We start from the raw sequence: 19,487 nt of genomic DNA, 5'->3' as shown, positions 1-19,487 counted from the left end.
ACAGCCTCTTTCCAGCCGCAAAACTCAACTTGATCATCTTCTCAACTTTTGCAGCGCTGCAGGTCAGATGATCGGGAGCAAGTCTTGAGCCTGCAATGCACGTGAGACGCCATACCCGTCCATGCTGTCGAAGTGTTCGGGGAGGGTCGCCGGGTGCGGGTCGGTTCGTGAGCGGGGTTTTCCCCTCGCTGTGAGGGTGATGCTCCGCAACGTCAGTCGAATGCCACGACCAGGCGAACGCCTTCATCTCCGAAGCGGCCGGCCAGAGCCCTCATTACGGCGAAGACATGCGGCCAGTGCGTATCAGGACCCAGGACAGCGCCAACGGTCAACGGCTCGTACGTGCAGACCATTTCGCCGATGGTCCATTCCACGCGTTCTGTAGCGCTCCGCACGCCCGCGGGTGGCACGCCCACCACGGACACAACTTCCGCCGGCCACGGATCGTCGACGAATTGTCGATGCCGCACCGACGGCAGTGATTTCGTATGCCAGGTCAGCCGGCCGGTGCGGAGGTCGGGAACGGTCGCGTGATCGATGGATGCAAGCTCCGCCCAGCTGACCCAGCTCGCGCAGTCCAGATCGCCCATTGCGACGCAGTGGCCCAGCTGCGAGCGCATCCCGCTCGACAGGTCGTCCGGAAGCCCCCGGGCCTCGGCGAGCGGCTGAAAGCCTGCGTAGTTGCGCACTCCGAAGAGACAGGCGAAGGCCGCGTAGTCGGTCTCGTCATACAGCGGCCAGAGGTCCATGGCAGCCACCCACGGCTCGCCGTCGTAGTAGTCGGTGCCAACACTGGGATGACGAAACTCGATGCCGCCGTGAATGTCTGTCCCCACAGAGCCGGACCCTAACAATGGCAGCCTGTACTGACACGTGATTATCGGTCGGCCGACAACGGGCTCTGACTGTGTCGCCACTGACGTGCCGGGCAGCGCGCGGGTCGGGATCGGCTGATACTTAGGCCGTTTTTCGTTCGGATCATCTGATCGTTGGTCCGTGTGTGCCGTTGGCTGATGCGCAGTGGGCGCGGATCGACTCGTTACTCCCGGACCGGACTCCGAAGCGGGGTGGCCGGTGGAGGGACCACCGTGAGGTGATCGATGCGATCGCCTGGAGGTTCCAGACGGGGTCGCAGTGGGTCTGCCTGCCCGAGAAGTACGGCAACTGGAGAGGCGTCTGCAACCGGCTGGGATGTGGGCCGTAGAGGGCACCTGGGAGCAAGTGTTCACCGCGTTCATGGCCCAGGCTGACACTGACGAGGACCTGAACTGGGTCGTGTCTGTGGACTCGACGATCGTGCGTGCCCACCAGCACGCGGCCGGGGCCCGCAAAAAGGGGGCCCTGGCCGACGAGCCCGGTGACCATGCCATCGGCTGTTCCCGCGGAGGACTGACCCCAAAGATTCACCTCGCCACCGACGGCGGCTGCCGGCCGTTGGCTTTCGTGCTCACCGCCGGCCAGGCCGGTGACGCACCTGCCTTCCCGGACATCATGGCCCGACTGCGCGTCCCACGCTCGTCGTGCTCAGCGTGAGCGTCGGCGCCTCCAGGTCGCCAGAGCCGCGACGAGGACGAACGCCCCGAGGGCGATCGCGGCAGCCGCACAGAGGCCAGGAGTGGCCCACGCCGGGCCCGGCCACACGGACACCGCGACGTCGGTGCTGTCGTTGGCGGTCTCCGGGTCGTTGCTCGGGTGGTGGCTGTCGCCGTCGGCGACGGTGACCCGCCCGCCACGATGCGCCATTTCCTTGTCGATGCGGAGGGTGAAGGGGAAGGTCGTGGTGGCTCCCGCCTTCCCCGCCTCTGCTGTACACACGTACCGGCGGGCGTTCGGTTGCTTCACGGACGCTTCGGTAAGGGGCGAGCCGTTGGCGGCGAGGGCTCGGCAGACCTGGTCGATCACCTCCTCGTCCCGCGCGGGGTCGTAGGGCGACGACACGACGGTGGTGCCCGCCGGAACCGCGAACTCGACCTTGACCTTGGCCGGAAGCGCGCCTGGGCCGTCGTTGCGTACGCCGACCCGCACGTCTGCCCGACTGCCGACGGGCCCCCTCGCGGTGTCGGCGAGCGCGACCAAGTCGCTGGTGCTGCGCACGGCGAGCTGGAGGTGCGCTGCGCTCTCGCCCGTCGCGCGTGGCGCTCCCGCGTCCTTGCCGTCGTCCTGGCCGGCCCCGGGGACGTAGCGGAGCGCGGATCCCTGTCCGGACTCGTACTGCGAGGCCATCTCTTGCGGCGGGACGTAGTCCTCCCCGAGCCCGGCGGCCTCGAAGGTGACGGTCGGGTAGGTGGCGTCGTCGGCGAGCGTGAAAGCCTCGGGAGCGGCGAGGTGGTAGGACGCTCCGGGCGGGATGACGACATCGTCGGCGGGCAGCCGGCACCAGGCCGATGTGGTGCCGCGATAAAGGCAGTTGCGGTGCTTGCCTGCCATCCGGAGACCGTCGCGGGTGCTGATGAAGAGCGAGACTCCGCGAGCGGGGACGTCCCCGGTGTTGCGCAGGGTCAGCGAGACGGCGACTCGTCCGCCCGGCGTCGCGCCGTCCCGGTCCGCCCGTGTCTCGACGGCCAGTGCCGGCTTGCCGACGACGATGCGGGTGCTCGCCGTGACGCTCGGCAGCCCCGGCGAGGTCAACCGGTAACGCAGCACTGCCGAGTCGCCCGCCTGGGCCCCGTCCGCGGGACTCACGCGGAAGGACTGCCGGCTCCCGCCGTGCCGGCGATCGACCAGTTCGCCACCGCAGCGGAAGGTGGGCAGCCGGACCGGGCAGTTGTCCTGACCCGTTTTCAGGACGGCGACGCCCCTGAGGTCCGTCGCGTCGAAGGCGACCGTGTAATGGCCCGATCCTTGCTCCCCGAATTGCTCCTCGATGCCTAGCCTCGACCCCGGGTTGTCCTCGGGATCACGCGAGACATAGAAGACGAAGGGCACATCGAGCTCGGGACGGGATGTGTCCGACGAGGCCGAGCAACCGAGGACTCCCGCCAGCACGCCGAGGACGAGGACCACCACCGCGACCGCCACCTGGAAGGACCCGATCGGGCGCGAGGCACCGCTGCCCGGTATTCGCTGAAACTCGGTGGTGACGCGCTTCGACGTGTGCACGACGGTTACTCTGCCATGGCGCCAGAGTGACGGGATGCTTGACGCCGGATGGTGTCACGGCCCGACTCACGCCGGTGTCCGGGACGGCAGGGCCGAAGGAATACCTGGATCGCCCGGCGGAGCTCAGGAACCCGCTCCAGGACTGGCCGGACTGTACATCGCGGGCCTCTTCCTCTGGTCTGCCAGGTGATCCAAACGAAACTGCTTAGGCGACAGTTCCTGCCGGAGAGGATCGGGGGTGGAGCCTCGGCGGAGGAGGTCGTGCGTCCGACGGCTCTTTGACTCTGCCTGATCGGCGTCTCTGTAGGCTTTTCAGCCCAGGAGGTGTGGTGGAGACCGCGGTTGAAGAGGGTAAGTACGCCTTGACGAGCGACGAGGACGAGAGCGACTTCTGGGGCTTCGTGCAGGAGGCCAGGGGTTTGTTCACCCCGGGTGAGGACGGTCTTCGCCACGTCGAACTTTTGGGGTGCTTGCCGCGGGGAGCGCTGCTGACGTGCCTCGATCATCTTGGCGGCCGCCGCGCATCTGCAGGGAACGCGCATCTGTCCTTCCTCGATGCTGCAGGAGTCGAGATGGGTTCCTACTTCGTCAGTGATGTCACCGCGACCGCCGCCAAACGGTCACCGCGTGGCGAGGGCCTTCTCGATGTCACTGTGCGTCTGTGGTGTGACCAGCTCCGTCCTGGTTCGGCATGGGTGTGGGAATTGCTTCGCACGGGGCAGCTGAACCGGAAGGGTCTGTGGCACTCCCTCGACCCGGAAGGACGGAAAGCCTGGTTGTCCGTGGCTCTGTGGTCACAGCGGTACCAGCGCCGCGAACACCCCGATGACGCTGCACCAGGACAGGTGTTCACCTTGGACGGCCGACAGGTCGTTGACGCGGACAGCTTCTACTGTGCGCTGGGTGAGGCCATCAATGGGCCCGGCGGGTACTTCGGGTGGAATCTCGCTGCCGTGGACGACTGTCTCGAAGGGCGCTTTGGCGCCACTGCTCCGTTCGCTCTGGAGTGGCAGAACTCAGACATCGCGAGGTCGCGGGTGGCCGGCGACCGAGCAAGTGATGGGGACACCAGCGGCGTTTTCGAGGTGCTGCTAGAGATCTTCGCCGATCACGGCATCGACGTCCTCCTGCGGTGATGCCGGGGGTGCCTTCTTCTCCCAGCTGGACCGGAAGCACCCCTGGGATGGACGCTCCCTCGCACCCGCAGCCTGACACCGCCTGGCAGCCAGGGGCGAGGGCGGCTCAGGGATAGCCTGGGGTGATGATCGAGCTCAAGGCGCCCCTCGCGGTGGCGGTGGTCAGGTGGCTGCCCGAATCGCAGGGCGGCCGCCATTCGGGCCCACCGACGGCACCGGTCTACGCGGCGACGACCGCGTTCGGCAACGCCAGCACCTGCGCACAGTCAGGTGCGGATCTCCTCAGCATCCTGGTGCAGCGAATCGACACCCTGCCCGACGGCTCAGACCTCGCCAACATCGGCTTCCTCGTCCCCGACCTCGCCAGAGCGCACCTGCGCATCGGGACCGAAATTCTGATCACTGAAGGCCCCAACGTCGTTGCGCGGGCCGTCATCCGCGAACTGCTGCAGCCCGAACACCCGACCTGAAGCAATCCCGGATCAACCAAGATCACGACGTACAACTGGAGTACTGGGCGGGCTGGAAGACCATCGCCACCGGGCGGCCGGCGTGACCGGTCGGCATGGCGTGATGGGGGCTACACCGGAGTGCCCCCGGTTGGACGGTACGGCGTGTCCGTCCGCCGCGGGTGTCGTTGATGGGGCAGCGCGCACAGCATCCCCCGGCAGTTGCGCGGTCTTGAGGGCCCGAACCGCCTGCCCGGCTCGGGCCCTCACGATTTTCCCTGCGCGCAGGGAGTGGGCGGGTGGTCAGGGCGGCGGCCTGCGGTGGAGGGTGAGGTGGTGGTGTCGGCGCGGCGGACGCAAGCCGACCAAAGGAACTGGCTGGCGGGGGCGGCGATTGCGGTACGTCTGTCCGGCTCGGAGGGTGGCTCGACAACACCCGGCGCAGGGCCGACAAGCTCGCCCCGGAACGCCGGGCGGCACTGGATGAGCTCGGCATGCGCTGGTAGTTGAGCGTTGAGATCCCCCGTCGGGGCCTTGACGATGGAGCCATGTGGCTGGCCTGGCGTGCCTTGTGCGCCCGAGGGCAGGACGTCAGTCGGCGGCATTCACCAGGTCGGTCAGCTCGGCCTCGGTAGTCCCGGCACACAGCTGTACGTCGAAGGTGTAGCCCTGATCGCAGAACACCACATCGAGGTCTGCCGGGGCCAGCTCCCGGAAGGCGATCGCCAACCGGACAGCGTCTGCTTGCCAGACGTCCATGTACAGGCAGGTGCCGCCGTGGTACAGATACGCCTCGCCAGGACCCTGCTGTGTCTCGAACTCCCAGAGGAGGCTCCGCACTTCGCTGGGATGGCTTGATTCGTGGTGGCTGGCCGAGCAGGTGCCGGGGTCAGAGTGCTGGTTCAGGGAGTTCTCCGGGCTTGACCATGACGACCTCGACGCGGGTACAGCCGGCCGCTTCCCGTGCACGCCGACGTCGTGTGGCGGCGCGCTTGTCGTAGCGGCCGGGATTCGTGCCAGGAAGGAGCCGGGCGTGGGATCGTCCCGAGGACGCGAGAGGGCCCGGATCGTGTGGATCCGGGCCCTCTTCGACAGTAGCGGGGACAGGATTTGAACCTGCGACCTCTGGGTTATGAGCCCAGCGAGCTACCGAGCTGCTCCACCCCGCGTCGGTATCCCCTACCGTACGCCATCACAGCAGGCACCGAAGACCACCATCCGACGCAAGGCGCCTGGGCGGCGACGCCGACGTCGGTGACGTACTCGTCCTGGCCCCGCTGCCACCCGAGGTCAAGGACCGTGTCCTGCCACGCGTCGTCGAGGCCCTGGTGATCGCCGGCTGCCCGGGAGCCGACGATGCGGTCCCAGGGGCGCACGTTCGGCGTCCGGTACTCCACCACGGCCAGTGCTCGACGACCCGACGGTGACCGGACGCGGCCGCACGTTCCGGTACACAACGCACGGCGACACCGATCACCTGGCAGCCTTCCCGTCCCCTTTCGAAACGGCGCGGAAGGCAGCACGTCCAAGCCATCGCGCCGTGGTCCGGTCCCGTCACGGCTCGGCCGTACGAAGAGGCCCACGGCAGGCGGGGCGCGGCTTGCGGCGCGCGCCCCAGGACGGCCGCGAGGCCGACAAAAACGGCGGCGTACCCGGCTCGGTGCCGGGATACGCCGCCGTCGCACAGGCCGGGGCCGGGCGGGGTGTCACCCGGGGGGTCAGAGGCTGCGGGCGGTGATGTCGCCGTAGGCGGTGGCCGCCTGGATGGTCAGGGCCGGGGTGCCGTCGTTCTTCAGCGTGTTGTCGATGCGGCCGTAGCCGGTCCGGGCGTCGAGAGCGGCGGAGACACCGTGGGCGGCGCCGACGGTGATGTCGCCCATCTGCGTGCTCAGGGCAAGGGGGCCCTGCACGGCTTCGGAGACGGTCACATCACCCTTGTGGGTACTGATCTCACCGGGCCCGTTCAGGCGGCCGACGGTGATGTCGGCGTCCAGACCCGCCAGGCGGACGCCCGCGGCCTCGTCGATCTTCACGGTGCGGTGGCCGCCGTCGAAGACGACGTCACCCAGGCGTCCCACACCCCGCAGTTCGGCGCCGGCCGCCTGCGCCTGGACGTGGGAGCCGGCCGGCAGTTGCACGGTCACCTCGACGGACCCGGCAGGGCCGAGGATCCGGCTGTCCGCTTCCGGGGCCTCGATACGCAGGACGCCGTCGTCACAGGTGATCCGGATCTGCTCGGCGGCCTTCACATCGCGGGACTTGGCGCGGTTCGCCGGCCGCACCTCGACCGTGACATCGGTGCGGTCCGCAGCGATCAGCTGGATACGCCCGGCAGGGATGGAGAGGTGGGCCTGGACCGGGGCGGGAGCGTTGAACTTCTGCATCACGTAACTCCTTCATCATCTGCGCGAACCCCTCGGCCCGCTGTTTCCGATGAACGAAAAGCTACGTTGCATTCACAATATCGGCAACACTGTTGCAGCATCAGGAAGCCATAACTGCAGGCCAGTATGCAGATTTCATTGCAACGGCCTGACATTTAATGCAACGCCTTCATCGACATTCGTTGCAATGAAATGACAGTGAACGCTCCACGAGAAGCAGCACCGCACAGCACGGGGAACGAAACAGACCGCGGGCCCGCGATCCGACACAGACCCACCTGCCGTTCCGCGGAGCCGTCAGGCGCGGAAGGACCCCCTCACCCTGCACCCCTTCGCGCGCATGCCCGCCGAGCACCAAGACGAAGCCCTGGCCAGGAGGCTCGACGCCGTTCCCCGCGACGAACCTGCCCGCCCTGCACAGCCCCGCCGGAACAACGCGACGGCAGCCCCCATGACGCCGTAGCGGCCGGCAGTCGGACACGGAACGCCGAGACATGCGTCCGGCCGCTGCAGACGTCGGGGCATGCGGTGGCAGGTCCGTTGCAAAAGTGCGTTGCCAGGCCGGGCCACGACCTCGGCTCGCGGCGCTGGCGCTGTCATCTGCTGCCTTGAGAAGGCGGGAGTGGGGCCGCAGGGGGCTGGGCCGCCTCACGCCTGATGGGCGCTTCGGCGGGGATGCGCCATGCCCGGATCAGTTGTCCAAGTCGGCGGGCTGGTGTCTCGCTGGGGATGAAGAGGACGACCGCAACCAGGGCAAGGGCGCCTGCTGTGAGCGTTCCGGCCGTCCAGGCGGACAGGCCTCCACCGGTCATGGTGATCGCGATAGCAGCTGCTGTACCCAGCACACCTCCGATACGGGCCGCAGCGCTCAGCATCGGTGCTCCCGAGAGGTCGGGCGGCGCAGTGTCCAGGACAGCCTGGGTGTGCTGAGCAGGACTCGGAGAGTGAAGCGAGTGCGGGTGCGGCGGGTGGGGAGGGCGGCCAGTTCGGCGTGCCATTCCTCGCGCCACCGTGCGCGCGTCGGGGTGGGAAGCAGCAGGGTCAGCATGGACAGCGCGCGTGTGGCGACCGCGAATGCGGTGGATGTGGGCTGGAGGACGGCCGAGGAGAGGTCGTGCAGTTCACGGCTCACGTCGGTCAGGCCTGCCCCCCGGGCCAACGGTGCGATGATGCCGAGGGTTTCACGGGCCACGAGGTACCGCCTGGTGGGGGCGACGAACGCGATGGTACGCATGTTGTGCAGCCGGTCGGCGAGACGGACGGCCAGCACGGCCTGCTCACGCGTCGGCCTGAGCCCCGGCTGCCTTGCGATGGCGAAGTCGAGGGCGCTTGGCGGGATCGCGGTGAGCTTGGCGGTGCGGACGGCCGAGATCAGATCGGCTGTCTCCTGCCCGAAGTGCTCGGTGACGCGGCCTGGCGGGCAGGGCGTGTCGTCGACGTCGTGCAGCAGGGCGGCGCATATCACGGCCGGTGGCATGCCGATGTCGGCGACGATGGCGGCGACGGCGAGGCAGTGGGTGAGGAACGGGTCGCCGCTGCGGCGCCTCTGTCCCTCGTGCCAGAGGGCGGCCTCATCATGGGCGTGCCGGATGAGCGAGGTGTCGGCGACCGGGTGGTGCGTACGCACGACGGCCAGGATGCCGTCCAGGGACGGGGTGGCAAAGCGGCGCCTGCTCGGTCGGCGTGCTAACCGGCGCCGGGCCCTCATGACACTCCCCCGTCGGCGATCGGGCGGGCGGCCCACCCCGGGAGGGGCTGCTTGCGGGCACGGTAGGTACGGGCGAGAGTGTCGCGCGCGTGCTCGGCACCATCTTCGGTGATCCGGTAGAAGCGACGGCGCGGCCGGCCGGCTTTCTCATGAACGGCCGGGTCTTCCCAGGTGCTGTCCACCCAGCCGACTTGTTCCAGGCGGGCGAGGATCGGATAGATCGTGCCCGACGGCAATCCCGCCAGCTCGCACAGCTCAAGGCCGTAACGCTCTTTGGCGGGGTCTTCCAGCAAAGCCCGCAGCACCAGCTGGGTCTGCAGGGTCATACGCAGACTACCCATACTCGTACTCTACATAGCCTATATACGATCTGTCTAGAGCTTGTCACGGACTGTGGTTCTCCTGCCAGGCCGCACAGCGTCACGACGCGGCTGATGCCCTCGAAGAACTGCGCGCCCCGGTAGGCGGCGTTCAGGTCGATACCGACGACGGGACACCTCCGCTCGCACGGAGAGGACGGCTTGCGCAGCCCCATCACCTCGGACCGAGGGCGGGACACCTCCGCTCGCGCGGTGAAGACAACGTCGGGCAGTACGGCGGCCTGGACGACGCCGCGCAGGTCGAACCACGCGAGAACTGGACTGCACCTGGCGCCGGATCGTCCTTGGCAGCCCCCGGCACCAGGGAGTGACGAGAGACAAGCGAAGTCGGCAAATCCGGGATCCGGCCCGCTCCTTGAGACCACTCTGGCAGGGTGATCGAGACGAAGCGCGGTGAGTACTCCCCCGCCATCAGCCTGTCCAAGGTGCAAGAACGAGCCCCGGACCTGGTCAGCCTCTACAAAACAGCCGGCACCAGCGTCCGCAATCACGGACTGGAAGGAGTACGGGCCGCGGTCTACCTCGTACTGGACCGCTCACGCTCCATGCGGCCCTACTACGCCGACGGCACCATGCAGCACCTTGCGGAGCAGGTCCTGACGCTGTCCGCCCACCTGGATGACGACGGGACTGTCCCGGTGGTCTTCTTCTCCACCGACGTCGACGGATCCACCGACCTCAATCTCGGCAGGCACCGCGGCCGCATCGACAAGCTGCACCAGAACCTCGGGCACATGGGGCGCACCAACTACCACTGGGCGATGGACGAGGTCATCGACCACTACCTGGACTCCGACAGCGACGAGCCCGCCCTGGTGATCTTCCAGACGGACGGAGGCCCCACCAGCAGGCCCGCCGCCGAACGCTACCTGTGCAAAGCCGCCCGCCTGCCGTTGTTCTGGCAGTTCATCGGCTTCGGCGACCCGGCCGACAACGAGTTCGCGTTCCTGCGCAAGCTCGACACCCTGGCCGTCCCCGAGCGCCGCGTCGTCGACAACGCCGGCTTCTTCCACGCCGGACGCACGCCGCAGGCCGTCAGCGACGACCTCCTCTTCGACCGGCTGCTGCAGGAATTCCCCACCTGGCTCACCGCCGCCCGCAGCGCAGGCATCGTCTGACAACACCCGGCCCCGGCAACCGGCCCACGGCAAACTCGAGCTCCCGCTGGCAGAACCCATCCAGGCGCGCCGGCCGACAGCGCAGGACACGCGCCCGAGCCCTGCGGCCAGTGCCCGTGGTGGCTGCTGCAGGAGGTCGGTACCTGCCGCACAGGCAGTGTCACGGGCACGCTTCGTCTTACTCCCCGGGCTTCAACCAGGGGTAGGGCACCTGCCGTCGTGAGGGGAGGAAGCGAGTGCGGTTCGAACGGAACAAAGGGACCTGGCCGGCACCGCATGTGATCGGGGTCTTTCAGCCTTTGCTCTGCTGAGGCCGCCGTCTGGAGTCGAGGCGTGCAACGTAGCGCGGGAGGGGATATCCCTCCCGTTGAAGAGTGGAGAGGATCTTTCTGACCTCCCAATGAGGGCGCGGAATGGCGGAGTCTAGCGTCTTGCGGCTTTCGCTGTTCAGTCCCTCTGCGCGAAGTCTGAGAATGATCCACAAGACCTCGTCCGTCGTCTTCCACCGCCCTAGGGCCGCGAGTACGAGGTCAAGGGCATATCCGTCCCCGGTCCGCTTGAGCTCGCGCACGCTGCTGACGAATTCAGCCTCGTCCAGCGGCTGTTCCGCCGTCTCCGTGATGAGGTCCGCCAGTAGCTCGTCATCTCTTGTGCGCAGTACTCTGTCCACGGCTGTCACTTCGACATCAATCATCGAGCTGCGCAAGGGAAATCCCCTGCCGTCCCGTGCTATTTCAAGGTCGACGTCCGGTGGCGCATCGGGATCCTCAGCAGTTGTCGGAGCGCCCTCGTTCTCTTCCAGACGCGCGGCCATCCACAGATCCTTGAAGCGGCCCACATCGCCGCGCAGAGCGGTGATCACCAGCTCCACGTTGCGCCACTTCGGTAACCGTCCTCCGCGCAGGACCCGGTTGACGGTGTCATGGCTGATCCGGTCCCGGTCCGGGATGGCGGAACGCAGTTTCCGGCTGCTCGGCTCGCCGCGGCTCAGATACAGGCCGTGAAGGGCGGCCATGTATTGCGCCAGTGCGGACAGTTCATGACGGCTCTCGCTCACCATCCTTGGTTCCCCCCGGCCTCTGAGCCCTGGACGAGCTTGTCAGAGACTGTACGACGCTGTCAGAAAGCGGAGGAACTACGAGGCGTCAGACGCCGTCTGACTGTGTACGAAGCAAGCGCAGATGCCGCTTGAGCTGCTTCTTTCCGAGGAACTGCCTGTCAGAATCTGAAGCCATCGTACGCCGGGAAGTTCTGTACCGGCGCCTGCTCAGGACCAGGAGTATTGATGGCGGACAAAACTCACCGGCCGAATGGAACCGAGCGGCGCAAGTCACCTGACAGGCGCGTCCTCGACGTGATCATATTTGTGACCGTCGTCGTGTCGAACGTCCTGCTCGTCCTCATCGGCCACGTGTCACCGGAGTCACTGATCGGCTACAGCTCCGCGCTCACCGCCGCCTACGCCGCATGGCGTCACCAGAGCCGATAACCATCCATCGGCCCAGCGAGGCGGCTTCCTCCTGGGGTTCTCGCATTCGGATTCCGGGGCGCCCGGATGCCCGGCCAGACACGGTCGCTGCTGCTCCGCCCGGTCAGCGTGCGTCGTTTGGGAGGAACCGGGCCAAGGCACGCACCGCCCGGTACTGGAGCGTCTTGATGGCGTCCTCGTTCTTGCCCATCACCCGGGCGGTCTCGGTGACGGAAAGGCCCTGCAGGAAGCGGAGTGTGACGCACTCCTGCTGCTGAGGCTTGAGGCGGCGTACGGCCTCGAGCAGGGCGGCGTTGGAGAGTGACTCCAGCACGAAGTCCTCGGGGGAGCGCTCTACCTCGTTGGCGTCGAGCATCTCGCCGGTCGTCACCTCGAGCCGGAAGCGGCTCGACTTGAAGTGGTCCGCGACGAGGTTGCGGGCGATGGTGACCAGCCAGGCGCCGAAGTCGCGGCCCTGCCAGGTGAAGGTGGCGATGCGGCGCAGGGCGCGCAGGAACGTCTCGCTGGTGAGGTCCTCGGCGGTGGCCTTGCCGCCCACGCGGTAATAGATGTACCGGTAGACGGTGTCGCTGTACTGGTCGTAGAGGCGGCCGAAGGCGTCGGCGTCCCCGGCCTGGGCGCGTTCGACCAGGTCCATCATCCGGGCGCTGTCGCTGTTCGCAGCCGGTCGTGCGATGCGGATGTCTGTCAGGGCGATCGGGTACGGCCGTCCGGCCCGGGTGGTCACCCCCGACGTGCACGACGGGCAGAAGGCAAGCACTTCCTCTTCGTTCTCGCGGTCAACTGCCGTGGTGAGGGTGTCCTGTTGAGCCGCCACCGTCGCAGTGGCGGCATGGGCGTCCCGCTCGGATGCGGTGCCGGCCAGGAGCCGCTGCAGACGTTCGGCGGTTGCCTCCTCGTCGGACCACATCTGTGCCAGAGCTTGGCGCGTCTGCTCCAGCCGCTCTTCGACGCTCATGTGCATCCCCCTTCCTCTTCGGCATACATCTGGGCGAGGTGGGACAGCGCGCGTGATACGTGGCCCCGCGCCGAGCTGGGCCGTATGCCCATGACGTCGGCGATCTGCTCGTAGGGCAGATCGAACAGGCAGCGCAGCACCAGCGCTTCACGCTGCTGTTTCGGTAACTCGCGCAGGCTGCGCAGCAGGTCGAGCCGCTCGTCGCAGGAAATGGCGAAGCCGTCGTGCAGGAGCGAGTCGAAGTCGGCCGGGTCGGTCGGCTCCCCCAGGCGCCAGTGTTCCGCGTAGATCTTGGCGTGTCGCTGTGCGGCCACCGTGAGCAGCCATGCCTGTGGCTTCGGATGGCGTCGGAGGCGCTCCCAGGAACGCAGGGCCTCTTCCATCGTCGCCTGAGCGGCGTCCTCCAGGACTTCGTTGCGGGCGCCGCGGGCGAAGAGGTAGCGGCGCACGCGCGGTTCGTAGTGCATGAAGAAGGTCTCGTATCCGGTCGCCGACGGGTGGGGGTTCGCACCGGTCATGGTGTGCCGCAGCGGTCGGGCGCAAGCGGGTGAGGCTGCGTGTGGACCTCCACGCTGTGGTGGCCGCCCGGCTCTTGTCGCACGACGAGGCGGCTGCCCGGTGGGAGGCGTTCCACCAGGGCTATGAGTCCGGCGTGGCGTTCCCGCTCTGTGCGCACCGCTTCGCGGAAGCGGACCGCCTCCTTGAGGATCGCCCACACGTGCGCTCCGCGGGTGTGCCGGGCTGCCAGGCCGGCAGCCGTGGCAGCAAGTAGTGGTGCCACGTCGGTCAGTGTTCCCATGCCGTCTCCATCCGCCGGTTCCGGCCCCGCTCGTAGGCGGCCCTCACCACAGAAAAGGCGGCGGCCGGTCAAAACGCTGCATCCGGGGCTGAGTTGTCATCCTTGATTTGAGAATCCGGGTCAACCTGCCGGTAGGGGGCGCCGGTTGCAGCGGACTGGTCGTTGTTCGTCGGGATGGTGGATGGGCGGGGCCCTTCTCCCGGCCGAGGACCACCTGGCGGGACATCGCTGGTGGCTGTCGGCATCGGCGGCGCCGGGTCCGCGTGGCTGCGGGAACGCTTTTGGGCCTCGGACCGGGCCATCCGGGTGATCCACCGTGCTCACAACTGAGCCGATGCGCCGGCCGCCCCGTGCGTTCGGCGTGCGAGAGGGAAAGAGTCACGCAGGGAGGGGTACCGCAGCCGCCTGGGGATGACTGCGGCACCCGATTCCACCTGGCCCCGCAGCGCGCCAGGAGGACAACGGACCGGAACCTGGTCGCGTGTGTCCGGGCAGTCCGGCATCAGGCCCGTACCGCACGACATCGCCGCCGAGACCGAACTGTGGGACGCCTACGCCGAGTCCGCTTTCAAGGACGACGCCGAGCCGTCCTTGTGCTGGACCCAGTCCACCGGCCACGGCCCCGGCCGCGAACTCGTCGGCGACTGTCGCACGGTGCTGGAGGGCGGCTGCGGCACCGGCCGCGCGCTCGCATACCTGGCCGCGCGGGGCGTCACCGCGCACGGCGTGGACCTGTCCGCGCGGTCGGCCGGGTTGTGGCGGAATCTGCTGCGCCACTTGGCGAAGGGGCCTTCTTCGTAGTCGACGGCGTAGGTGTCGCGCATCTCCAAGTGGACGGCGGTGCGGGTGCAGTGGGAGATCAGCTCATCGAAGGTCGGCACGCTCGACGGCATTGCACGCCTCCCTGATCATGTGCGCCATCCTGGCCGGCATGCGGATCACTGCTTCGCCGTCCGGGATTCCCTGCGCGTGGCCGGGCATCTCGAACGCCGTGCATTCCGCCTCCAGTTCAGGATCCGTCTTCCAGCCCTGGAAGACGAGTTCCTGCTTCTCCTGGTCGACCCACACCGTGGGGCTCTGTTTGTCCCCGGTGTTGGGGTCGATGCCGACGAACAGTAGCGGCATGGTCGCCTCCCTCGATGGGATGTGCAGCTGTGTGCAACACCGTTGCGTCGCCGTCGTGCCATTCGGTCAGGGCGACAGATCCTTGCGCGGTACGGACCGGGGCAGGCACCGGCGCCGTGGATGGTCGGCCTGGGGGTGGCCGAAGTGCGGCTGGCGACAGACGCGGGACCGATCGCTTGTCGGCCCGCTTCCGCCCCCGCTAGGTTGGCGCATTCGCCGCATGGGACTCAGGGGGTTTGCAGCGTCGTGCAACGCCGTGCATTGCCAGGAACCGTACTCGGCCTGCTGCTGGCCGTCGCGCTCGGTGCCGGTGCGAGCGCATGCCGAAGCAGCCCGGAGCAGGATGCCAAGGCGGTGGCGACGGTGTGCGATGGGCTGCTGACGAAGGCTGTGGCGGAGGCGTACACCGGCGCGAGCAGCGCCGGCGTGCGGCCGGGGTCGGCGGGTGGTACACCTGGGCCGCGGCAGTGGTGCATGGTGTCCCAGACCGCACTCGTGAGCGTCACGGCCGTCGGCCGCAAAGAGTTCCACAAGACGGACCCCGGCGACGTATGGGGTCTCGCGGGCGCGCAGAGCTCTGTCCCGCTCGGCCACGGCTGGCTCGGCGGCTACTACTCGTTCCGCAGCGGAGGCGGGCCCTCGGGCAACCAGTTCCGGACCGAGGCAGCGGTACTGCTGGACTGCCCGCGGGTGGCCGGTGACGGATTGCTCGTCGCGGCGAGGGACGCGCTGGAAACGCACGGCGAGGTGCCCGCCGCCTTCCGCACGAAACTGGCCGGGCTGGCCGCCGACGCGGCCCGCCACACCGCGGCCCGCTGGCACTGCAGGAGCGGGCTGGGCCGTTGGCCGGGCGGGATTCCCGCGGCGGAGCCGCCCCCGACGGACCTGACGCACACGGCCGGTGTCTGCCGGGGCGTCATCACGCCGAGCCTCGCGGAAGTGACCGAAGCAGTCCAGGCGCAGGGCTCGGCCCCAGGGCTGGCCCTCAGCGAGGGGTGTGTACTCAAGGACGCCAAAGGCAGCCTGGTGCTGTCGCTGCGAGCCCGTTACGGGCCTGTGGCCAGTGTGGCCCGAAAAGCACCCGCCAAATTCCCCGAACCAGGCCAGACCGATTCCCCGTCCCCGGGGCTGGACGCGGACCGGCAGGACGGCGCCGCCGGTCTGCAGACGGTACTGCGGATGAGCTCGCGGTGCGGGCGCGGGCAGGGCACGGCGCACTACACGCTTGGGCTTCCCGGCTCGTACAGCAAGGCACCGGTCTCCGACACCCACTGGGCTCAGATGCTGCGGACCTTCGCGCAAAAGTCCGCGACCCGGCACGGCTGCTCCCTGCCCGCCGAATTGCCGACGGTGGGCGAACCGTGACTCAGCCCGCTCCCGCCGAGGTGCGGACGTGATCCTCGGCGGCCCCGCGGATGTCATGTCGGCCTGAAGTGCCTGCTGAAGAAGTCAGCAGCCAGAGGACGTGCGCGCTTTTCGTCCTTCGGCTCGTCATGTCCGAACCGGTAGACCTGGCAGTCCAGGAGCTTCAGTTCACGATCTGCGGCGATCGAGGTATCGCCTGCAGGGCGATGTCGACGGTGGCATGGAGGGCCGCACGGGCCGCGCCGGCAGCCGCGTGCACCGCGTTGCCCTCGCTGACCACCATGACGTAGCGGGCGAGTGCGTGTGGGTCGGTCCCCACCGGCAGGTCGCCCTCCTCGACGGCGCGGGCCAGCCGTCGTGCCAGGGCCTGCTCGCCGGCGAGGCGGCTGTCGGCCAGGAACCTGGCGATGCGGCCGCTGTCGCCGCCCTCGGCCAGGCCGCCCTGCACGGACAGGCATCCGGAAGGGCGGTCGGCGCGGGTGAGCGCGTCGGCGTTGGCACGGAGGAAGGATTCGATGACCTCGTGCGCGGTCGGCTCGGCGAGGGCCTCGCGGGCATAGGCCATGTCGGCCTCGGCATAGCGGGCGACGGCCCGGTGGAACAGCTCCTCCTTGTTGCCGAACGCCGCGTACATGCTCGTGCGGTTGATGCCCATGGCCTCGGTGAGGTCGGTGAGCGAGGCGCCCTCGTACCCCTGGCGCCAGAAGACCTCCACCGCACGGTCCAGCGCGGCATCCGCATCGAAGCCCCGGGGTCTGCCGCGCATCGCCATGACGCCCTCCTGTGTCAGCCCTCCAAATTTTAACCGAGCGGTACGGAATAGGTGTAGCGGTGCCGTGGTTCTCCACTACCGAACCACTTAAGTACCGAACGGTACAGAAAAGGAGAGCCCCTCATGGGACAGCTGGACGGCAAGACCGCCCTCGTCACCGGCGCCACCTCCGGCATCGGCCTGGCCGCCGCACGACGGCTCGCCGCGGAAGGCGCGCACGTCTTCCTCACGGGCCGCCGTCAGGAAGCGATCGACGAGGCGGTGGCCTCCATCGGCGACCGCGCCACCGGAGTACGCGCCGACGTCGCCAACCTCGACGACCTCGACCGTCTCTTCGCGCAGATCGAGCAGCACGGCAGCCTCGACATCGTCTTCGCCAACGCCGGCGGCGGTGAGTTCGCGGCCCTACCCGACATCACCTGGGACCACTACGCCGACACCTTCAACACCAACGTCGGCGGCACCCTGTTCACCGTGCAGAAGGCACTTCCGCTGCTCACCCCCGGCGCATCGATCATCCTGACCAGCTCCAACATCGACACCAAGGGCGCCGCCTCCTTCAGCGTCTACGCCGCGACCAAGGCCGCGCTGCGCTCCCTCACCCGCAGCTGGGCGGCGGAGCTGGTCACCCGCGGCATCCGCGTCAACAGCATCGCGCCCGGGCCGATCGAGACGCCCGGCCTCAGCGGCCTCGCGGGTGGCCCCGAGGCGGCCGAACAACTGCTTCAGAACCTGGCCGCCGCAGTCCCCATGAAGCGGCTCGGCCGCCCCGAGGAGATCGCCGAAGCCGTCCTCTTCCTCGCCGGCGAGGCCGGCAGCTACATGACCGGTGCCGAGATCTACGTCGACGGCGGGGCCAGCCAGATCTGACCGCCGCAGCCGGCCGCCCGAGCCCCCGCCCCCGACACCCGCCAAGGAGCTGCAGCCGACGAAGGCCGCCGTTCGATCCCACCTGCATCACGGCCAAAACCGACCACGGCCACTACTCGTGGCCGACAACCCGGCCTGAACCTGCCCACAGCAGCGATGGCTTGATCCCCCGTGGCCCCCTCCGAGTCGAGGGGGCCACGGGGGTATCAGACCCTCCAGACCCGAGCGCGCCTGATCAGCCGCGGAAGCGTGAGAACCAGGTACCGCCGGCTTTCTGCCCGGGCACAGCCTGGTCCTGGTCCTGCTCCTGGTGCTCCGGCTCAGCATGCCCGGCCCGGCGTTCGGCGGTAACGATCCGCATCTGTCCGGCAGGTTGGCCAGCGCGTACGGGCCGTCGGGGGCGACGTGCGCGGCGGCCCGTGCGGCCCGTGCGGCCAGGGTGGCGGCCTGCGTTCGCCTGGCTGCACGGCTTTCGGCACCTGCGCGTCCGCTGGGACCGGGGGGCCGGCCAATACGAGGGTCTGCTCATGTGCACTCGTCTGGCTGGCGTCGGCTGGTCGCCGGGGCGCGAGCGCGGAACAGTTGACAGCGACGAGCAGACCAGCGCGGCTTGCGGCCGGCACCGGCACCGGCACGCCAAGAATCCAAGGGCATCGACTTCACCCGCATGCCTGGCACCCAGATTCCGACCGGTCCAGCAGTGCGGGCTGTCGACCACCAGATGGCAGGCTGCGCCGGCCATCGGTGCCCAGGGCTACCGTCGCCGTCCCGGACGAACGAGACCGTCTCCGTCTGACGGACGACTCGAAGGAAGGCCGCTGTCTGCGGACCGCTGTGACTCATGACGGCGGGAGCGTGGTGCGGTCTGCCTCATTCCGTCAGGAGCTCTTGGCCTTACCGACGTTGACGGCTGTGTTCAAAGACATCGCTGTCGCTTCTGGGGCGCGTGAGGCGTTGGCCTGGCCGCGCAGCCGGTCAGGTGCAGGCATCGGCGCTTGCGTCGGCGCGCTGTGCTGCTGCCTGTGCTGGTCGCGTTGAAGGCATGGCAGTCCCTGCAACAGGTCGGTCATCTGCGGCGACGGGCTGACTTTGAGTTCCCGCTGAAGGTAGGCCTTGTATTGGTGGTAGTACTGCACCGCGCTCGCGACATTGCCTTCGGCGATGTGAATTTCGATGATGATGCGGTGGGCGGTCTCCCGGATCGGGTCGATCGCGGTTGCAGCCAGCGCGGCTTGGAGGGCGGGCAGGTATTGCTGAGCGGTCAACATCTGCTGGGCCAGGCCCTCCAGGGAGTACAGGCGCATTTGGTCCCAGCGTTCGCGGTCCGCTTGCAGCCACTCGTCAGGCCAGCCTGGCAGGAGATTCCGGGTGAACGCTTCTATGAGCGTTTCGCTGTCTGTGGGCAGCGGTGTCAGCGCGTCGACGCTCTGCCGGGCCGAGTCGCGGATCCGGAGCATGTCGACCTGGACCACGGGCGACACCCGCAGGCGCTGGCCTATGCAGTCGATCAGAGTGACGCAGCAGGGGCGCCGCCCTTGGCACAGTGCCGAGCGCAGGTTGGCCGCGGCTCGGTGGCACGGGTAGTCGGGCCATAGTTGCTCCGCTGCCACGCCCCGGTGGACGCCTTCGGGCCTGAGGCCCAAAAGAGCCAGCAGTCGCTGTGTCCCAAGAGGTACGGGCACCCTGCTGCCGCAGCAGGTGAGCTCGAAGACACCCAGGAGTTCGAGCGATACCTCGCTCGAGGTTTCGATTCCAGACACGTTCACCACTGTGCCGCCGTCATGTGCCACGCGCATCCGGTCAGTCCGCTCTTTGGCGCAGATGACGGCGGGGCA

Annotated in this window: 21 protein-coding genes, 1 tRNA gene and 2 pseudogenes; 9 read left to right on the top strand and 15 right to left on the bottom strand. The window is 68.3% G+C overall.

What is annotated here, in order from left to right; genetic code table 11:
• Positions 1 to 212 precede the first annotated feature (212 nt).
• Positions 213 to 836 (bottom strand): hypothetical protein, encoded by a 624-nt coding sequence (locus ACSYGO_RS46190; RefSeq protein WP_460390468.1) that lies wholly within the window; start codon positions 834 to 836, stop codon positions 213 to 215.
• Positions 837 to 1,000: 164 nt separating this feature from the next.
• Here ACSYGO_RS46190 and ACSYGO_RS46185 point away from each other — a divergent pair, with 164 nt between their 5' ends.
• On the top strand, positions 1,001 to 1,204 hold the full coding sequence (locus ACSYGO_RS46185; RefSeq protein WP_426682776.1) for a transposase: 204 nt from the start codon (positions 1,001 to 1,003) through the stop codon (positions 1,202 to 1,204).
• A gap of 17 nt (positions 1,205 to 1,221) precedes the next feature.
• A complete protein-coding gene (locus tag ACSYGO_RS46180) occupies positions 1,222 to 1,533 on the top strand; it encodes a transposase (protein ID WP_460390467.1) in 312 nt (103 codons plus the stop codon).
• On the opposite strand, the gene ACSYGO_RS46175 is transcribed toward ACSYGO_RS46180, so the two are convergent.
• Positions 1,525 to 3,099 (bottom strand): hypothetical protein, encoded by a 1,575-nt coding sequence (locus tag ACSYGO_RS46175; RefSeq protein WP_460390465.1) that lies wholly within the window; start codon positions 3,097 to 3,099, stop codon positions 1,525 to 1,527. The genes ACSYGO_RS46180 and ACSYGO_RS46175 overlap by 9 nt on opposite strands.
• Positions 3,100 to 3,428: 329 nt before the next feature.
• On the opposite strand from ACSYGO_RS46175, the gene ACSYGO_RS46170 reads away from it, so the two are divergent.
• Both ACSYGO_RS46170 and ACSYGO_RS46165 read left to right on the top strand, forming a co-directional pair.
• Positions 3,429 to 4,235, top strand: coding sequence for a barstar family protein (locus ACSYGO_RS46170; protein ID WP_460390464.1), 807 nt, complete (start codon positions 3,429 to 3,431; stop codon positions 4,233 to 4,235).
• Between the two features lie 125 nt (positions 4,236 to 4,360).
• Positions 4,361 to 4,705 carry a hypothetical protein gene (locus tag ACSYGO_RS46165; protein WP_435233990.1) on the top strand — a complete coding sequence of 115 codons (345 nt, stop codon included), beginning with the start codon at positions 4,361 to 4,363 and terminating at the stop codon, positions 4,703 to 4,705.
• A 570-nt stretch (positions 4,706 to 5,275) separates the two neighbouring features.
• Here ACSYGO_RS46165 and ACSYGO_RS46160 read toward each other — a convergent pair.
• The 5 genes from ACSYGO_RS46160 to ACSYGO_RS46140 form a co-directional block, all read right to left on the bottom strand.
• Positions 5,276 to 5,524 (bottom strand): hypothetical protein, encoded by a 249-nt coding sequence (locus tag ACSYGO_RS46160; protein WP_426682780.1) that lies wholly within the window; start codon positions 5,522 to 5,524, stop codon positions 5,276 to 5,278.
• Positions 5,525 to 5,779: 255 nt separating this feature from the next.
• Positions 5,780 to 5,853 (bottom strand) — tRNA-Met (locus ACSYGO_RS46155).
• Positions 5,854 to 6,402: 549 nt separating this feature from the next.
• A complete protein-coding gene (locus tag ACSYGO_RS46150) occupies positions 6,403 to 7,068 on the bottom strand; it encodes a DUF4097 family beta strand repeat-containing protein (protein WP_460390463.1) in 666 nt (221 codons plus the stop codon).
• A gap of 868 nt (positions 7,069 to 7,936) precedes the next feature.
• On the bottom strand, positions 7,937 to 8,695 hold the full coding sequence (locus tag ACSYGO_RS46145; RefSeq protein WP_460390462.1) for an HD domain-containing protein: 759 nt from the start codon (positions 8,693 to 8,695) through the stop codon (positions 7,937 to 7,939).
• 77 nt (positions 8,696 to 8,772) lie between these two features.
• Positions 8,773 to 9,102, bottom strand: a complete 330-nt coding sequence (locus tag ACSYGO_RS46140; protein WP_460390461.1) for a PadR family transcriptional regulator — start codon at positions 9,100 to 9,102, stop codon at positions 8,773 to 8,775.
• A gap of 428 nt (positions 9,103 to 9,530) precedes the next feature.
• On the opposite strand from ACSYGO_RS46140, the gene ACSYGO_RS46135 reads away from it, so the two are divergent.
• The gene (locus tag ACSYGO_RS46135) at positions 9,531 to 10,274 is read left to right on the top strand and encodes a vWA domain-containing protein (RefSeq protein WP_460390460.1); all 744 of its coding nucleotides are present in this window, start codon (positions 9,531 to 9,533) and stop codon (positions 10,272 to 10,274) included.
• 292 nt (positions 10,275 to 10,566) lie between these two features.
• Here the strand turns inward: ACSYGO_RS46135 and ACSYGO_RS46130 are convergent, their stop codons facing one another.
• Positions 10,567 to 11,334 (bottom strand): hypothetical protein, encoded by a 768-nt coding sequence (locus ACSYGO_RS46130; RefSeq protein ID WP_460390459.1) that lies wholly within the window; start codon positions 11,332 to 11,334, stop codon positions 10,567 to 10,569.
• 294 nt (positions 11,335 to 11,628) lie between these two features.
• Here ACSYGO_RS46130 and ACSYGO_RS46125 point away from each other — a divergent pair, with 294 nt between their 5' ends.
• Complete coding sequence (locus ACSYGO_RS46125; RefSeq protein WP_426682664.1) at positions 11,629 to 11,763, top strand: hypothetical protein; 135 nt, start codon at positions 11,629 to 11,631, stop codon at positions 11,761 to 11,763.
• A 103-nt stretch (positions 11,764 to 11,866) separates the two neighbouring features.
• Here ACSYGO_RS46125 and ACSYGO_RS46120 read toward each other — a convergent pair whose 3' ends face one another.
• The 3 genes from ACSYGO_RS46120 to ACSYGO_RS46110 are packed head-to-tail and all read right to left on the bottom strand — an operon-like array spanning position 11,867 to position 13,520.
• Positions 11,867 to 12,721 carry an ECF subfamily RNA polymerase sigma factor, BldN family gene (locus ACSYGO_RS46120; protein WP_460390458.1) on the bottom strand — a complete coding sequence of 285 codons (855 nt, stop codon included), beginning with the start codon at positions 12,719 to 12,721 and terminating at the stop codon, positions 11,867 to 11,869.
• A complete protein-coding gene (locus ACSYGO_RS46115; protein WP_426682662.1) occupies positions 12,718 to 13,239 on the bottom strand; it encodes an RNA polymerase sigma factor in 522 nt (173 codons plus the stop codon). Before ACSYGO_RS46115 ends, ACSYGO_RS46120 begins: the two co-directional genes overlap by 4 nt.
• Positions 13,236 to 13,520 (bottom strand): hypothetical protein, encoded by a 285-nt coding sequence (locus ACSYGO_RS46110; RefSeq protein WP_460390457.1) that lies wholly within the window; start codon positions 13,518 to 13,520, stop codon positions 13,236 to 13,238. The genes ACSYGO_RS46115 and ACSYGO_RS46110 overlap by 4 nt, the downstream gene beginning before the upstream one ends.
• Before the next feature lie 501 nt (positions 13,521 to 14,021).
• Here ACSYGO_RS46110 and ACSYGO_RS46105 point away from each other — a divergent pair.
• A pseudogene (locus ACSYGO_RS46105) lies at positions 14,022 to 14,258 on the top strand (SAM-dependent methyltransferase); the annotation flags it as partial.
• Here the strand turns inward: ACSYGO_RS46105 and ACSYGO_RS46100 are convergent.
• Both ACSYGO_RS46100 and ACSYGO_RS46095 read right to left on the bottom strand, forming a co-directional pair.
• Positions 14,234 to 14,344: pseudogene (locus ACSYGO_RS46100) on the bottom strand (hypothetical protein); the annotation flags it as partial. The pseudogenes ACSYGO_RS46105 and ACSYGO_RS46100 sit on opposite strands and share 25 nt — an antisense overlap.
• Positions 14,345 to 14,384: 40 nt before the next feature.
• Positions 14,385 to 14,645 (bottom strand): hypothetical protein, encoded by a 261-nt coding sequence (locus ACSYGO_RS46095; RefSeq protein WP_426682660.1) that lies wholly within the window; start codon positions 14,643 to 14,645, stop codon positions 14,385 to 14,387.
• A gap of 261 nt (positions 14,646 to 14,906) precedes the next feature.
• Here ACSYGO_RS46095 and ACSYGO_RS46090 point away from each other — a divergent pair, with 261 nt between their 5' ends.
• Positions 14,907 to 16,010, top strand: coding sequence for a hypothetical protein (locus ACSYGO_RS46090; RefSeq protein ID WP_460390456.1), 1,104 nt, complete (start codon positions 14,907 to 14,909; stop codon positions 16,008 to 16,010).
• Between the two features lie 163 nt (positions 16,011 to 16,173).
• Here ACSYGO_RS46090 and ACSYGO_RS46085 read toward each other — a convergent pair whose 3' ends face one another.
• Positions 16,174 to 16,782, bottom strand: a complete 609-nt coding sequence (locus ACSYGO_RS46085; RefSeq protein WP_460390455.1) for a TetR/AcrR family transcriptional regulator — start codon at positions 16,780 to 16,782, stop codon at positions 16,174 to 16,176.
• Between the two features lie 123 nt (positions 16,783 to 16,905).
• Between ACSYGO_RS46085 and ACSYGO_RS46080 the strand changes: the two genes are divergently transcribed.
• On the top strand, positions 16,906 to 17,652 hold the full coding sequence (locus tag ACSYGO_RS46080) for an SDR family NAD(P)-dependent oxidoreductase (protein ID WP_460390454.1): 747 nt from the start codon (positions 16,906 to 16,908) through the stop codon (positions 17,650 to 17,652).
• 878 nt (positions 17,653 to 18,530) lie between these two features.
• On the opposite strand, the gene ACSYGO_RS46075 is transcribed toward ACSYGO_RS46080, so the two are convergent.
• Entirely contained in the window at positions 18,531 to 19,124 is a 594-nt protein-coding gene (locus tag ACSYGO_RS46075; RefSeq protein WP_460390453.1) for an AfsR/SARP family transcriptional regulator, read from the bottom strand.
• Positions 19,125 to 19,487: the final 363 nt, after the last annotated feature.

It is taken from the genome of Streptomyces krungchingensis (assembly GCF_054729265.1).
Note: the sequence above shows the minus strand (reverse complement) of the source record. Positions and strands in the feature narration are given on the sequence as shown.

Excerpts from the sequence above, each read along its gene's own strand:
- ACSYGO_RS46150 (WP_460390463.1), bottom strand. The coding sequence starts at position 7,068 with ATGCAGAAGTTCAACGCTCCCGCCCCGGTCCAGGCCCACCTCTCCATC.
- ACSYGO_RS46130 (WP_460390459.1), bottom strand. The coding sequence starts at position 11,334 with ATGGTGAGCGAGAGCCGTCATGAACTGTCCGCACTGGCGCAATACATG.
- ACSYGO_RS46115 (WP_426682662.1), bottom strand. The coding sequence starts at position 13,239 with ATGACCGGTGCGAACCCCCACCCGTCGGCGACCGGATACGAGACCTTC.
- ACSYGO_RS46140 (WP_460390461.1), bottom strand. The coding sequence starts at position 9,102 with ATGACCCTGCAGACCCAGCTGGTGCTGCGGGCTTTGCTGGAAGACCCC.
- ACSYGO_RS46110 (WP_460390457.1), bottom strand. The coding sequence starts at position 13,520 with ATGGGAACACTGACCGACGTGGCACCACTACTTGCTGCCACGGCTGCC.
- ACSYGO_RS46120 (WP_460390458.1), bottom strand. The coding sequence starts at position 12,721 with ATGAGCGTCGAAGAGCGGCTGGAGCAGACGCGCCAAGCTCTGGCACAG.
- ACSYGO_RS46080 (WP_460390454.1), top strand. The coding sequence starts at position 16,906 with ATGGGACAGCTGGACGGCAAGACCGCCCTCGTCACCGGCGCCACCTCC.
- ACSYGO_RS46165 (WP_435233990.1), top strand. The coding sequence starts at position 4,361 with ATGATCGAGCTCAAGGCGCCCCTCGCGGTGGCGGTGGTCAGGTGGCTG.
- ACSYGO_RS46095 (WP_426682660.1), bottom strand. The coding sequence starts at position 14,645 with ATGCCGCTACTGTTCGTCGGCATCGACCCCAACACCGGGGACAAACAG.
- ACSYGO_RS46085 (WP_460390455.1), bottom strand. The coding sequence starts at position 16,782 with ATGGCGATGCGCGGCAGACCCCGGGGCTTCGATGCGGATGCCGCGCTG.